The following is a 12,926-nucleotide window of genomic DNA, read 5'->3' on the forward strand; positions in this document are numbered from 1 at the left end:
AAGAAAGAGAAAGTCACTTTTCTTAAAAAGAATTTTAATTGTAGTTTAAATCTCATATATTTACTCACTGATTAAACAAATAGAGTTCGTGTAGAGGTTTTTAGACGAACTGACGTTATAGGGCATTTTAAACCAAATCGTTATGAAAGAGGAATTAAGTATAAAACTAACTAAAAATGAAGCGTTAATTTTGTTTGACTTTTTGTCAAGATTTAATCAATCAGAAAATAACGAAATATTTGAAGACAAAGCAGAACAAAAAATATTTTGGACAATTGGAGCTTTGTTAGAAAAGCAACTAACAGAACCTTTCTTACCAAACTATAAAGACATTATTTCCGAGGCAAGAAAAGAAATCCTTGATGAAGAATAAAAAACGACATTTGAAACAGCAAAAAGTATTGTGAATTTGGGAGGCTCACTTTGGTGGGTTTTGGTGAAATTTTGCAAAACAAAACTTAGTTATAGGGCATTTTAAAGAAACCGAGACAATGACAAGAATATTAACAGTTTTGACAATTATACTTCTGACGACTTTCAACTGTTTCGGACAAGCAGACACAATCTTTATAAAAGCCGACCACTATAAAACCAAAAAATTTGATGTAGCAATTTTTCCCGCTAATTATTTTGGGCTTATACCTGGAAAACGATTTACTCCAACAAAACAAGAAATTGACAAGGCGGAAATTACATTACAAAACAGTTTAAAGATTATAAATAAGCAATTAGTAAATCAATCTTCGACACCAATAATTCATAAAAACCTTAAAAAATATAAGAGGCAGTATTTTGGCTATACTGACAAAAACGGTGACAGAATATTGCTTATTAACTGCTTTTGGTCGAGAAATAAAGACGATACTGAACGTTGGTTAACAGACCAAAGAATGGTGCTTGACGGTGGAAGTTGTTATTGGAACGTAAAATTCAACCTTGACAAAAATGAACTATTTGACTTGGACATTAATGGTTATGCATAAATCGATAATTCAACTCAAGAGAGAAAAACGCCCTATAACAGCTAGGGATTCGTTGCGTGCGCAGCACGAACAATGAAACCCGGGTTGAACGGAACCGATTGTACGTCCGTTAACACTATGGAGTTATCGTAAAGTTTTGAGAGAGAATGTGAAGAGGATTTAGGGTCCTCTTTTTTTTGGAGTGTTTTCTGCTTGGTTTTTTTCGTGTTTTCCTTCACTTTTGAGCATACGTGCCCTTACCCATAAAATTAATTTTCATAGGAAATTGCGTTTTGGCTACCGCCAAGATACCAAGCAGGTGGACCACGCTGGTCGAAAACTGCTATTCGGTGTAAATTTCCTGTTTTACAACACGGACACTTGGGTAAAAAGGGCTTCTTTTCTGCTTTTTCTAAAACTTTTACCTTAAGTTTTTCCTGTAAAAGTTTCAGCTTTTGACGCTTCCAAGTGCTACTCAAAAAACCGTAATGCCGGATCTTGACAAAACGTTTGGGCAAAATATGCAACGCAAAACGCCTGATGAATTCCTGATGAGTTAGTGTCATTTGCTTTTTGGCTCCCGCCATTCGGTAATCCTTGTAATCAAAAGTCACGTTTTGCTCGTCGATACATTCTCTGGTGCTCGTTTGCAACGAGTACCTACTTAAACTGAAAGACAAATTATAGCGTTTGCAACGCGAATCGATAAAACACAAGTAAGTTTAAACAAGTATACGACCGTTTCATAGTAGCGTTTCTTAAAATCAATATTTTCAAAAAAACATGTCCCTACTGGCGCTCGTTTTCCCATTCTCTGGTGCTCGTCAGCGACGAGTACCTACTTAAATTGAAAGACAAATTGTAGCGTTTGCAACGCGGATGGCTAAAAGAAATACCTTTAAACAAGTATACTGCTGTTTCTTATAGTACGGTTTTCTTAAAATCAATATTCTAAAAAAAATGTCTGAGAAATACAAAGTTATCAATAGTACCGTGCCTACTTTTATTACTATAACAGTTGTAGATTGGGTAGATTTATTAGTACGACCTAATTATTGTACTATTTTGGATGAATCCTTAAATTATTGTATCAAGGAAAAAGGATTAAGTGTTCATACTTATGTGTATATGACTAGTCTCATTCATTTAATTGTCACAGCATTTGATGGTGAGCTGCAAAATGTTATTCGTGATTTTAAAAAATTCACATCTAAAAAATTGATAGAAGCGATCAAAGAATATCCGGAGAGCAGGCGAGAATGGCTGTTAAGGAAATTTAGTTTTAAAGCTCAAAAAACTGGAAGAGCTAAAAATTATAAAGTATGGCAAGATGGTTTTCATCCGGTTATATTGGATACCGTAGAAAAAATAGAACAACGTGTAAACTACATACATTATAATCCTGTTGAAGCCGAAATCGTTTTTCATGAAAGAGATTATGTAAACAGTAGTTATAGGAATTATGAAGAAGACAATACTGTTTTTTGTAATGTAAATGTGGAGCCATTGTGGTGATCTATTAGTATTAGCCGCGTTGCAAACGCTTTATTTAGTTGGTAAAAATAAGTAGGTACCCCGGACCGCGCTTATATGCACTAATCGTTAGTGCAGTTTTGCAAACTGTGTTGCGTTTTTAAGCATTTCAACATTGGTTGAAAGTAATTTAGGCTCAAATACATAAATTAATTTAATGTATTTTATTAAAAATATAAATAAAAATTTATGAATCATTCAATGTAATTTTGCGTCATTATATCAAATATAAAGAAAATGATGAAAAATTTATTCAAGGTTACTGTACTAGTGATCACAGTCCAAATGTTCAGTTCTTGCTATACAACTACTAAAAATGTAAGAACGCAAAAAGAGACAACATCTTCACTTGATGTATATAAGCAAAGGCACCTCATGACAAAAATGGAACAGGATTCTCTAACTCCCATGCAAGTTTTATTAGAATTTAAGGAAGGTAATCGCCGCTTTAATACTGGAAACGTTACAAAACGGGAGCACTCAGAAGAAGTAAGAAAAGCTGTAACTGGTGGCCAATTTCCTAAAGCAATAGTCTTAAGTTGTGTGGATAGCAGAGTCCCAGTAGAAGATGTGTTTGACCAAGGTCTTGGTGATGTTTTTGTAGGCAGGGTCGCTGGAAACTTTGTAAATACTGATCTCTTGGGAAGCATGGAATTTGCTTGTAAGGTGTCAGGTGCTAAGTTAATTATAGTAATGGGTCATCAACACTGCGGAGCGATTAAAGGAGCTATTGATGATGTGCATTTAGGAAATATCACAGCGATGTTAGCGAATATAAAGCCAGCCATTGCGATGAGTCAAAATTTTGAAGGGGAGAAATCTTCAAAAAATGAAGCATATGTAAAAACTGTTAATAAAAATAATATACGATATGCCATATCTGAAATAAGAGCTAAGAGTGAAATTTTAAAAGAAATGGAAAAGAAAGGACAAATAAAAATAGTAGGAGGATATTATTCGCTTCTAACAGGTAAATTAGAGTTTTTGGATTAATATATTAATTTAAATAAAAACCCTACCGGCATTGACCTGTGACGAGACAAATTATGGCGTTTAATACTGATCGCTAATACAGAATTATTTCAAGACGGGACAGGACAAAACGGACCTTTATTAAACTCGAATGGATTTTTTTATAAAATAATGAAGTAGTTTCTAGAAACCGTAATTAGCACCTAAACCAAAAACTTCTCGTACTTGTAGCGCTTTGATCGTATTATCGTCGTATATTCCCTGTAACGCTAAATTTGCCGACACATATTTGTTGATTCTCATCAGAATATTCATCTGATAATCGATATCAACATTTTGTGGTTGGTCTAAATAATTAGAATATAAATTCAATCGGTTTTCAATGGAAATATTGGTCATTACATTGAGTTTATAATACCCTGAAATGCTGGCTCCAAATTCAAAACGGGAACTGTCGCCTTGCAATACGCCAAAAGACGAACCAAAATCTGTAAAATGCTCATGTACTAAAATTAATTTTGCAGTTGCAGGAGAAAAATTAACGCTTAAGTTATTACTTTTTTTCCATAACATTCCGGGTCCCAACTGAAAATAAGCAGGTGAAAAGAAATGAGAAATGCCATTCCCATCTTTATCATAACCAACATCCATTTGTGTTTTGAAATTGAAAAACAGGGAGTAATACCAATCTCCTTTGGCTTTTTTGCCCCAAAGCGAATTCAGTTCTAAACGGTCATCTGTTTTTGAGGTTTTTGAACCTTTTACTTTGGTTAATCCATAAGCAACTATGAATTTATTGTCCCAAATCACATCTCCTTTTTTATAATTGAAATCATAATTCAGACCAAAATTCCCGGCAAGGTTTGAAGTTCCGCCGCCAAGCCATTTATTGTTGAAAGCAGTCTGATTAAAAAGCAAAGAAATATTCCCTTTTTTTGTCCAAAGTTTGATGGTGTCATTTGAAGTTTCCTGTGCATTTACAGAAATGATAATCAAAAGAAAAACGAATGAAAGTACAGTTTTTTTCATGACTTTTATTTTTAATTAAAAGTAAGAAATAAAAAGATACGTTACTCTTTTTTAGGCGCTTTGTATAAAGGAACGGCAGAACAAGCCTCTCCATACATAATGCTTCTGGCGAAGGGCTGTAAATAATGAGCAGCCAATACATAAGCACGCATAGGAACTGGTTTTCTGGAACATCCTTTTATAATTACAGGCTTGTTTTCATAAACTGAGTAATCAATTTTAGGTAACAATTCTTCATAAAGAGAAGCATCCAAATCTTCTAAAGTTCCGTTGATGATTTTCTTAGCAAATGGGGCTAATTGAATAGCAACCAAAATAGAAGCCCAAGCCGGAACAATAGCATCGGTACTGCAATTAATAGCAACATATTGGTCTTGGTATTGTGACCAGTCGTGATTTTTTAAATGCTCTCTAAAGTCTTTTTCTTTTAATAAAAATCCTTCCAAAAGCCATTGTGAGATATCAATTTTCGTACGAATTCCTTTTGGATAATAATCTTCGAGATCGAAAACTTCCAAAACACTATTCGCTACTTTATTTATTATTTCTTCCATTTTTTTTTAGTTTACAGTTGCAGTCGCAGTCACAGTGTAAAACTGAAAACTGCGACTGCAAACTGAATACTTTCTAAAGCATTCCCAATTCTAATTTTGCTTCTTCGCTCATTAAATCTTTGCTCCAAGGCGGATCAAAAGTAATCTCTACTTCCGCATCTTTTACATTCTCCAATGATTTTACTTTTTCTTCTACTTCTCTTGGCAAACTTTCCGCAACAGGGCAGTTTGGTGACGTAAGTGTCATCAGGATTTTTACTTCATAATCTGTATTGACCATCACGTCATAAATCAGTCCTAATTCGTAAATATCTACAGGAATCTCCGGATCGTAAATAGTCTTTAATATTTTTACGATTGATTCTCCTAACTCGGCAGTGTCTATTTCTTGTGTCATTTTTTTAGTATTTTAACCATATAAGACATTAAAGGTCATTAAAGGTTTTTGTTTTGAATATTATATTTGTGTTTTAGTTCTAAACTATCCGGCTAGCTTTCAGCATCTTTAGTGCCTGAGACATTTATTTTTTATTCTTCCAGATATCTATATCGTTCATTAACATAGGTTTTTTGTCTTTCTTTATAAATATGTGTTACATTAAAATTTATGATTAATCCTATGGGAATTTCTAAAAGGTTCATATAGGTTAAAATTTGGCTTCGTGTATCGGTAGAACTTTTGTTATTGCTTTCAGTTCGACTACCAAACTTTTTTCAACCAATAAGTCACATCTTAATCCTGTTTCAAGTTCTAACCTTTATAATTAACAGGTATTGTAAGTTCAGTTTGGAAATTAAAACCCCTAATTGCCAATTCTTTTTTTAAGCAATTATGATAAACACTTTCTAAAAGACCAGGACCAAGATGCTTATGTACTTCAATAGCGCAACCATTAACCTGATAAATTAAATCTTTTAAATATGTTTTTATCATAAATTTTCGGTTTATATTCTCACTTATATGACCTTAAATGTCTTATATGGTTAAATGACTTAGTTCAGAAATCAGTTTTGTGAGTTAAATGCCAAAGCATACATTTTTATATTTTTTATCATCGAAACCAATCCATTGGCGCGGGTAGGAGATAAATGTTCTTTCAGACCAATTTTGTCAATAAAATTCATATCGGCATCCAAAATATCTTTGGCACTTTGATTTGAAAAAGTACGGATCAATATGGCAATAATCCCTTTGGTTAAAATGGCATCGCTATCAGCAGTAAAAACAATTGTATCGTCATTTTGTTCGCCTTGCAACCATACTTTCGATTGGCAGCCTTTTATCAGATTGTTTTCCGTTTTGAATTCTTCTTTGATCAAAGGAAGGTTTTTTCCTAATTCGATGATGTATTCATAGCGTTCCATCCAGTCATCAAACATCGAAAATTCATCAACTATTTCTTCTTGTATATCTTTAATTTTCATACCGGTCTGAATTTATTTCAGTATTATTCTTTTTTAGCTAACGCCGTTATTTTATTTACAAATTTCTTAATTTCTTTTGGTGGGAAACCATCATCAAAACTAGAGGATTCATATGTTTTATCTTTATAGGTAATTTTCACATTGGCAATTGCTGCGCCATCATAAAAACGTTTTTTAGTTGGTGCTTTTAATTTTGCCAGGCTATCTAATTTTACTGTATTGAAACAACTCACTAATTCATTCCAATCAGCATCCGAAATTTTTGTAGCCACCGGTTTGTCCATTCCGTTTCTGTCTTTTGAAACAGTGACCATTTGATTTTTGACCGTTATTTTTTGATAGAAACCTCTGGTATTGGCGGTGTATTCTATAACAGCAGATTGAATATCTTGAGCTTTGGCGCTATCGCAACCTTTTCCAAGAAAAATAGTCAAGAATAATAAAGAAAGTATTTTCATGTGTAGATAATATTTGTTTGTTAATAGGAACATGGTATCGCCATTCTTCCTTGTTGTTTTTGATTTTGAATCATGGCGATTTCATAATTTTATATTTTTAAGATAACATGAGTTGTGCTTTTTTAACTGCTGCAACCATAGCATCAATTTCTTCTTTGGTATTATAAAAAGCAAATGAAGCTCTTATTGTTCCCGGAATACAAAAGAAATTCATAATTGGCTGCGCACAATGGTGACCCGTTCTTACGGCTATTCCTAATTTGTCAATTATCGTACCAATATCATAGGGATGAATTCCTTCAATATTAAACGAAATTACGGAAGTTTTTTCTTTGGCGGTGCCAAAAATCTTCAAACCTTCAATTTCCAATAATCGTTGGGTTCCATATTCCAATAATTCCAGTTCTTGTTTTTGAATGTTTTCAAAACCAACTTCATTCATATAATCAACGGCAGTTCCCAGAACAATTCCGCCGGCAATATTTGGTGTTCCTGCTTCAAATTTATGAGGCAGTTCCGCATAAGTTGTTTTCTCGAAAGTGACTTCCTTAATCATTTCGCCTCCACCTTGATAAGGCGGTAATTTATTCAACCATTCTTCTTTACCGTATAAAATTCCTGTTCCGGTTGGACCACATATTTTATGTCCTGAAAAAGCGTAAAAATCACAATCTAATTCCTGAACATCCGGTTTCAAATGCGGAACAGCTTGCGCTCCGTCAATCAAAATCGCTGCTCCAACTTCATGCGCTTTGTCAATCATATATTTAATCGGATTGACAGTTCCTAGTGCATTCGAAATATGATTTACGGTAACAACTTTAGTTTTATTCGAAAGTAATTTGTCATACTCTGACATAATCAATTCGCCATCTTCATTCATCGGAATCACGCGCAAAGTTGCGCCCGTTTTCTCACATAACATTTGCCAAGGCACAATATTACTGTGGTGTTCCAATGCCGAAACTAAAACTTCATCGCCTGGTTTTAAAATCGAAGCAAATCCATTGGTAACCAAATTAATTCCATGCGTTGTTCCCGAAGTAAAAAGCACTTCGTGAGCAAATTTGGCATTGATATGATTTTGAATTTTACCACGGGAAGCTTCATAAGCATCCGTTGCTAATTGACTCAGCGTATGAACGCCACGATGAATATTGGCATTGATTTCCTGATAATATTTTGAAATCGCATCAATAACAACTTGTGGTTTTTGCGAAGTGGCTCCGTTGTCGAAATAAACTAACGGTTTTCCGTTTACTTTCTGAGAAAGAATAGGGAAGTCGGCTCTAATTTTATTTATGTCTAACATTTATCTGCTTATTTTTAATGTTTTTTATTGGTGATAGAACGCCAACAAGGAACATTTTTTTGATAATCCAATTTGTAATTGGCTTTTCATTATTTAGAATTTTTCTAAATACAAAAGTAGTGAAATTGGAATTAATTTTTGGCAAACAGTTGTTAATAAAACTTGATTTTCTCAATTCAATATCGGTTCAAAAATGTGATTCTTTTTTATTAAATTGCTTGAAATTAATTCTCTATGAAAAAATTGTTTAAGTTCGTTGGTTTTGCCTCTTTTATCGGAATCTTTTATTTAGGATTCACCATCTATCCAAAACTGGATTTAATTTCTGGTTTTTCAGCCAAAAGTATCGCCTCGGGACATTTTATTGATAATCGGTCGCAGGAAATGATTGAGAAAGGGGACAACGATATCGATATGATTGATTTGGCCAAAAACAAAATTGAAGCTATGGGAAAATTTGCGGTCGCTTCGGTTTATGGTTTGAAAGAACGAAAAGCAATTTACCGAGAAGGTTTGGGTGCCACTTTAATCAATGATGATTTTGATGCAGCAAAGCCCTATGAAGTTCCGAAAAGGACTAAGTTAAATAACAATTTGCCTTTTCCGTATGGGAATAAGGAACCAAAAGATACCGTTTTTGCTAACGTAGATTATACTAAATTGAATGCGGCTGTCGCCAATGCTTTTGATAAAAAAGGGCAAATCAAAAAAAGAACGCGTTCCCTTTTGGTAATTTATAAAGACAAAATCATTGCCGAAAAGTACGATACCGGTTTTGATGAAAATAGTAAAATTCTAGGTTGGTCGATGACCAAAAGTATTACCAGCGCCATGTTTGGAATTCTTCAAAAACAAGGTAAATACGATATCTATAAACCTGCTCCGATTAAGGAATGGCAAAATGATGAACGCAAAATCATCACTACAAATGATTTGCTTCACATGAATTCCGGTTTGGAATGGGAAGAGAAATACGATAAAATTTGTGATGCCACCAAAATGCTCTTTGACGCTGAAAATATGTCACGCGTTCAATTAGAAAAACCGGCTGCATTCAAACCAAATACACATTGGAATTATTCTTCTGGAACTACGAATTTACTTTCCGGAATTTTACGGAATCAGTTCAAAACGCATCAGGAATATTTAGATTTCTGGTACAGTACTTTGATTGATAAAATAGGGATGAACTCAATGATTGTAGAAACGGATATGGCTGGTAATTATGTGGGTTCTTCCTACGGTTGGGCCACAACACGCGATTGGTCAAAATTTGGGTTGTTGTATTTGCACAAAGGAAACTGGAACGGCGAACAAATTTTGGATGAAAGTTGGGTGAAATATACAGCAACTCCCACAAATACATCTAACGGAAGATATGGTGGACATTTTTGGCTTAATGCTAGCGGGCACTTTTCCGATGTTCCCAAAAATATGTATTACTGTAGCGGTTTTCAAGGTCAGATGGTAGCGATTATTCCGTCGCTTGATTTAGTGATTGTAAGAATGGGTTTAAAAGAAGATCCTGAATTTGATTTTAATGGAATGTTGAAAGGGATTATAGGGAGTTTGAAGAAATAATCGTATCAAAAAACCCTGTCAGAGTTTTAAACTCTGACAGGGTTGCTATGACAACTTCTTAATGTGGATTATAAATCAAATCCTATTTTTACACCTAATTTCGTAGCGATAATTTTGGTAATTCGTTGTTTTAATTCCGGGATTTTGATGCTTTCGATAACAGCATTCGAAAACGCATACATCAATAACGCTTTGGCTTCTTTTTTAGGGATTCCGCGTTGTTGCATGTAGAACATTGCCGTTTCGTCCAATTGTCCAACGGTACAACCGTGAGAACATTTTACATCATCGGCAAAAATTTCCAATTGCGGTTTTGCGTTTATAGTCGCTTTGTCGCTCAATAAAATGTTGTTGCTTTTCTGGAACGCATTCGTTTTTTGAGCTTCTTTCTCTACATACACTTTTCCGTTGAAAACGCCTGTAGAACGATCAGAATAGATTCCTTTGTAGTCCTGGAAACTTTCGCAATTTGGAGTCGAATGTTTCACTAGAGTATAATGATCCACATGTTGTTTTTCACCAATAATTGTGATTCCGTTCAACGTACTTGTCAATCTTTCACCAAAGTGATAAAAATTTAAGTTGTTTCTCGTTAAGTTTCCTCCAAAAGAAAAGGTATGTACTGAAACGTGACTTTCTTGTTTTTGCGAAACGTAGGTATTGTCAATTAAATTTGCTTCAAGAGTATCATTTTGAATTTTGTAATAATCAACGATAGCACGTTTTTGAGCGTAGATTTCGGTAACCGAATTTGTTAATACGGGATTTTCGGTTAAACTTTGATGACGCTCAATAATTTGAACATGTGAATTCTCACCAACAATCACCAAGTTTCTTGGTTGAACCAAAAGCGCTGCTTCGTTTCCAGTTGAGAAATACATAATCTCAATAGGTTTATCTGCCACTTTACTTTTTGGAATGTGGATATATGCTCCTTCATTGGCGAAAGCCGTATTCAAAGAAGTCAAACTTTCGTCTTTGCTGGCAATTTGATTAAAGTAAGTATCAATAATCATTTTGTATTTTGGTTTGTTCAATGCCGATGACATCAAGCAAACATCAATTCCGTCGTGTGTTGTTGACGATAAATGCGAACTGAAAACACCATCTATAAACACTACTTTATAGGTGTCTACTTCGTGTAAAAAATATTTTTTTACGTGGTTGAATTCGACTGCGTTTTCTTCCTTTGGAAAAACGGTAAAATCATTTTTTAAGATGGCGTTTAGCGAAGTGTATTTCCAAGCTTCGTCTTTTTTGGTTGGGAAACCTTTATTTTCAAAGTTTTTTATGGCTGAAGTTCTCGCATCATGAAGTTCAGAGTGAACATCGATGCGCTCTTCAAAAGCCATAAAAGACGATAGTAATTTTTCTTTTAAATCCATTTTTTATTTTGTTTCAGGTTTAAAGTTTAAAGTTTCAGGTTTTGCCTATTGGAACTTATTTCCTTTAAAGTCTTTCTTGTTAAGATAAGTAATAAAATTTTTAATTTTACCACTGAGGTTTTCATAATCTTTTTTCAGCAAATCAAATTTTGGTTCAGTAATATAACCAAAATCGAAAATTCTATAGAGTTGCGATCTTGTTTCGCCAGAAGAACCTTTTGCAATTGATAGAAATTGTCGGAATTCTAAATTTCCATCTCTTTCAAATCCTTCGGCTATATTATCCATCACCGAACCTGAAGAAGATTTAATTTGCTCTTTAAATCTAAAATCTGATTTCAAGTCAGTTTCGATAGCAATTAGATGTATTTCTTTTGCTAAACGCCGTGCTTCTTTCCAGATTTCTAAATCTTCAAATCGATTTATGGTAGCCATAGATTTTGTTTTATTTGTTTCAGGTTTTTGTTTGTTTCAGGTTTTGTAACTTGAAACTAAAAAAACTTTAAACTTGAAACAATTTTTTAATTCTCTGCTTTAATCCAGTCGTATCCTTTTTCTTCCAATTCGTGTGCTAATTCTTTTCCGCCGGATTTTACAATTTTTCCGTTGTACAATACGTGAACAAAATCAGGAACGATATAGTCTAATAATCTTTGGTAGTGCGTTATAACTACGATTGCATTTTTGTCACTTTTTAGTTTGTTAACGCCATTTGCAACAATCCTTAACGCATCAATATCAAGTCCAGAATCAGTTTCATCAAGAATAGCTAATTTTGGTTCTAGCATCGCCATCTGGAAAATCTCGTTACGTTTTTTTTCTCCACCAGAAAAACCTTCGTTTAGAGAACGAGACAAAAATTTTCTGTCAATTTCTAATAATTCTGATTTTTCACGAATCACTTTTAGCATATCTTTAGCCGGCATTTCCTCCAGACCGTTTGCTTTACGCGTTTCGTTGATGGCTGTTCTCATGAAATTCGTTACCGAAACTCCTGGGATCTCCACTGGATATTGGAACGAAAGAAAAACTCCTTTGTGTGCTCTTTCCTCTGGTGCCAATTCAGAAAGATCTTCTCCGTCTAAAGAAATTTCACCTGCTGTTACTTCGTAGTTTTCGTTTCCTGCAATAATGGAAGCAAGTGTACTTTTTCCGGCACCGTTTGGTCCCATTATCGCGTGAATTTCTCCAGCTTTTACCTCAAGGTTGATTCCTTTTAATATTTCTTTGTCTCCAATGGAGGCGTGTAAATTTTTTATACTTAACATTTGTTTCTTTGGTTTAAAGTTTAAAGTTTAAAGTTCTCGTGTTTACTGAAACTTTGTCCCTTTAAAATCTTTCTTATTTAAATATGATATAAAATTGTTTATTTTTCCGCTTAAATTTTCAAAATCTGTTTTCAAAATTTCAAACTTTTCTTCACTGATATAATTATAATCCAAAACTCGGTATAACTGCGATCTGGTTTCTCCTGCCGAACCTTTAGCAATTGACAAAAACTGTCTAAATTCTAAATTTCCATTTCTTTCAAATCCTTCAGCAATGTTATCCATTACTGAGCCAGATGATGCTTTTATTTGATCTTTAAATCTGAAATCATTTTTTAAATCTGATTCTACAGAAATAATATGAATTCCTTTGGCCAGTCGTCTAGCCTCTTTCCAAATTTCTAAATCTTCAAACCTAGTTATTGTCGCCATTCATTTCTGTTTAAA

The 12,926-nt window shown here is 33.9% G+C and carries 16 protein-coding genes and 2 pseudogenes; 5 read left to right on the forward strand and 13 right to left on the reverse strand.

The annotated features are described in order from the left end of the window. Positions 1 to 142: 142 nt before the first annotated feature. Both ACFX5F_RS00005 and ACFX5F_RS00010 read left to right on the forward strand, forming a co-directional pair. Complete coding sequence (locus ACFX5F_RS00005; protein ID WP_379848707.1) at positions 143 to 373, forward strand: hypothetical protein; 231 nt, start codon at positions 143 to 145, stop codon at positions 371 to 373. Between the two features lie 118 nt (positions 374 to 491). After that, the gene (locus tag ACFX5F_RS00010) at positions 492 to 983 is read left to right on the forward strand and encodes a hypothetical protein (RefSeq protein WP_379848709.1); all 492 of its coding nucleotides are present in this window, start codon (positions 492 to 494) and stop codon (positions 981 to 983) included. 248 nt (positions 984 to 1,231) lie between these two features. Here the strand turns inward: ACFX5F_RS00010 and ACFX5F_RS00015 are convergent. After that, positions 1,232 to 1,591 (reverse strand): annotated as a pseudogene (locus ACFX5F_RS00015) (transposase); the annotation flags it as partial. Between the two features lie 331 nt (positions 1,592 to 1,922). Here ACFX5F_RS00015 and ACFX5F_RS00020 point away from each other — a divergent pair. Together ACFX5F_RS00020 and ACFX5F_RS00025 are read left to right on the forward strand one after the other, a co-directional pair. After that, positions 1,923 to 2,477 carry a transposase gene (locus tag ACFX5F_RS00020; RefSeq protein ID WP_379848711.1) on the forward strand — a complete coding sequence of 185 codons (555 nt, stop codon included), beginning with the start codon at positions 1,923 to 1,925 and terminating at the stop codon, positions 2,475 to 2,477. 255 nt (positions 2,478 to 2,732) lie between these two features. Then, positions 2,733 to 3,488, forward strand: coding sequence for a carbonic anhydrase family protein (locus tag ACFX5F_RS00025; protein WP_379848713.1), 756 nt, complete (start codon positions 2,733 to 2,735; stop codon positions 3,486 to 3,488). Positions 3,489 to 3,650: 162 nt separating this feature from the next. On the opposite strand, the gene ACFX5F_RS00030 is transcribed toward ACFX5F_RS00025, so the two are convergent. The 8 genes and pseudogenes from ACFX5F_RS00030 to ACFX5F_RS00065 all read right to left on the reverse strand — a co-directional run bounded on the left by ACFX5F_RS00030 (position 3,651) and on the right by ACFX5F_RS00065 (position 8,245). Next, positions 3,651 to 4,496, reverse strand: coding sequence for a DUF3078 domain-containing protein (locus ACFX5F_RS00030; RefSeq protein WP_379848715.1), 846 nt, complete (start codon positions 4,494 to 4,496; stop codon positions 3,651 to 3,653). Between the two features lie 41 nt (positions 4,497 to 4,537). Continuing rightward, positions 4,538 to 5,050, reverse strand: a complete 513-nt coding sequence (locus ACFX5F_RS00035; protein ID WP_379848717.1) for a DUF2480 family protein — start codon at positions 5,048 to 5,050, stop codon at positions 4,538 to 4,540. Between the two features lie 73 nt (positions 5,051 to 5,123). Next, a complete protein-coding gene (locus tag ACFX5F_RS00040; RefSeq protein ID WP_379848719.1) occupies positions 5,124 to 5,447 on the reverse strand; it encodes an SUF system Fe-S cluster assembly protein in 324 nt (107 codons plus the stop codon). Between the two features lie 131 nt (positions 5,448 to 5,578). Then, positions 5,579 to 5,772 (reverse strand): annotated as a pseudogene (locus ACFX5F_RS00045) (GxxExxY protein). A 29-nt stretch (positions 5,773 to 5,801) separates the two neighbouring features. Further along, positions 5,802 to 5,984 carry a GxxExxY protein gene (locus tag ACFX5F_RS00050; protein ID WP_379848721.1) on the reverse strand — a complete coding sequence of 61 codons (183 nt, stop codon included), beginning with the start codon at positions 5,982 to 5,984 and terminating at the stop codon, positions 5,802 to 5,804. Positions 5,985 to 6,055: 71 nt separating this feature from the next. Continuing rightward, complete coding sequence (locus ACFX5F_RS00055) at positions 6,056 to 6,475, reverse strand: SufE family protein (protein ID WP_379848723.1); 420 nt, start codon at positions 6,473 to 6,475, stop codon at positions 6,056 to 6,058. 23 nt (positions 6,476 to 6,498) lie between these two features. Then, entirely contained in the window at positions 6,499 to 6,933 is a 435-nt protein-coding gene (locus tag ACFX5F_RS00060; protein ID WP_379848725.1) for a hypothetical protein, read from the reverse strand. Between the two features lie 97 nt (positions 6,934 to 7,030). Next, positions 7,031 to 8,245: an aminotransferase class V-fold PLP-dependent enzyme gene (locus tag ACFX5F_RS00065; protein ID WP_379848727.1), complete on the reverse strand. Its 1,215-nt coding sequence runs from the start codon at positions 8,243 to 8,245 to the stop codon at positions 7,031 to 7,033. A 234-nt stretch (positions 8,246 to 8,479) separates the two neighbouring features. On the opposite strand from ACFX5F_RS00065, the gene ACFX5F_RS00070 reads away from it, so the two are divergent. After that, on the forward strand, positions 8,480 to 9,826 hold the full coding sequence (locus tag ACFX5F_RS00070) for a serine hydrolase domain-containing protein (RefSeq protein WP_379848729.1): 1,347 nt from the start codon (positions 8,480 to 8,482) through the stop codon (positions 9,824 to 9,826). A 68-nt stretch (positions 9,827 to 9,894) separates the two neighbouring features. Here ACFX5F_RS00070 and sufD read toward each other — a convergent pair whose 3' ends face one another. The 4 genes from sufD to ACFX5F_RS00090 all read right to left on the reverse strand — a co-directional run bounded on the left by sufD (position 9,895) and on the right by ACFX5F_RS00090 (position 12,911). Continuing rightward, on the reverse strand, positions 9,895 to 11,211 hold the full coding sequence (sufD, locus tag ACFX5F_RS00075) for a Fe-S cluster assembly protein SufD (protein WP_379848731.1): 1,317 nt from the start codon (positions 11,209 to 11,211) through the stop codon (positions 9,895 to 9,897). A gap of 45 nt (positions 11,212 to 11,256) precedes the next feature. After that, entirely contained in the window at positions 11,257 to 11,646 is a 390-nt protein-coding gene (locus tag ACFX5F_RS00080; RefSeq protein WP_379848733.1) for a four helix bundle protein, read from the reverse strand. An 86-nt stretch (positions 11,647 to 11,732) separates the two neighbouring features. Further along, positions 11,733 to 12,479 (reverse strand): Fe-S cluster assembly ATPase SufC, encoded by a 747-nt coding sequence (gene sufC / locus ACFX5F_RS00085; RefSeq protein WP_379848735.1) that lies wholly within the window; start codon positions 12,477 to 12,479, stop codon positions 11,733 to 11,735. Between the two features lie 42 nt (positions 12,480 to 12,521). After that, positions 12,522 to 12,911 (reverse strand): four helix bundle protein, encoded by a 390-nt coding sequence (locus ACFX5F_RS00090; protein ID WP_379848737.1) that lies wholly within the window; start codon positions 12,909 to 12,911, stop codon positions 12,522 to 12,524. Between the last annotated feature and the right edge of the window lie 15 nt (positions 12,912 to 12,926).

Source organism: Flavobacterium zhoui (genome assembly GCF_042787235.1).
GTDB lineage: Bacteria > Bacteroidota > Bacteroidia > Flavobacteriales > Flavobacteriaceae > Flavobacterium > Flavobacterium zhoui.

Bases quoted from the DNA above. Each gene is read 5' to 3' on its own strand.
- sufD (WP_379848731.1), bottom strand. From the start codon at position 11,211: ATGGATTTAAAAGAAAAATTACTATCGTCTTTTATGGCTTTTGAAGAG.
- ACFX5F_RS00040 (WP_379848719.1), bottom strand. From the start codon at position 5,447: ATGACACAAGAAATAGACACTGCCGAGTTAGGAGAATCAATCGTAAAA.
- ACFX5F_RS00065 (WP_379848727.1), bottom strand. From the start codon at position 8,245: ATGTTAGACATAAATAAAATTAGAGCCGACTTCCCTATTCTTTCTCAG.
- ACFX5F_RS00030 (WP_379848715.1), bottom strand. From the start codon at position 4,496: ATGAAAAAAACTGTACTTTCATTCGTTTTTCTTTTGATTATCATTTCT.
- ACFX5F_RS00070 (WP_379848729.1), top strand. From the start codon at position 8,480: ATGAAAAAATTGTTTAAGTTCGTTGGTTTTGCCTCTTTTATCGGAATC.
- ACFX5F_RS00025 (WP_379848713.1), top strand. From the start codon at position 2,733: ATGATGAAAAATTTATTCAAGGTTACTGTACTAGTGATCACAGTCCAA.
- ACFX5F_RS00050 (WP_379848721.1), bottom strand. From the start codon at position 5,984: ATGATAAAAACATATTTAAAAGATTTAATTTATCAGGTTAATGGTTGC.
- ACFX5F_RS00020 (WP_379848711.1), top strand. From the start codon at position 1,923: ATGTCTGAGAAATACAAAGTTATCAATAGTACCGTGCCTACTTTTATT.
- ACFX5F_RS00080 (WP_379848733.1), bottom strand. From the start codon at position 11,646: ATGGCTACCATAAATCGATTTGAAGATTTAGAAATCTGGAAAGAAGCA.
- ACFX5F_RS00060 (WP_379848725.1), bottom strand. From the start codon at position 6,933: ATGAAAATACTTTCTTTATTATTCTTGACTATTTTTCTTGGAAAAGGT.
- ACFX5F_RS00055 (WP_379848723.1), bottom strand. From the start codon at position 6,475: ATGAAAATTAAAGATATACAAGAAGAAATAGTTGATGAATTTTCGATG.
- ACFX5F_RS00005 (WP_379848707.1), top strand. From the start codon at position 143: ATGAAAGAGGAATTAAGTATAAAACTAACTAAAAATGAAGCGTTAATT.
- sufC (WP_379848735.1), bottom strand. From the start codon at position 12,479: ATGTTAAGTATAAAAAATTTACACGCCTCCATTGGAGACAAAGAAATA.
- ACFX5F_RS00090 (WP_379848737.1), bottom strand. From the start codon at position 12,911: ATGGCGACAATAACTAGGTTTGAAGATTTAGAAATTTGGAAAGAGGCT.
- ACFX5F_RS00010 (WP_379848709.1), top strand. From the start codon at position 492: ATGACAAGAATATTAACAGTTTTGACAATTATACTTCTGACGACTTTC.
- ACFX5F_RS00035 (WP_379848717.1), bottom strand. From the start codon at position 5,050: ATGGAAGAAATAATAAATAAAGTAGCGAATAGTGTTTTGGAAGTTTTC.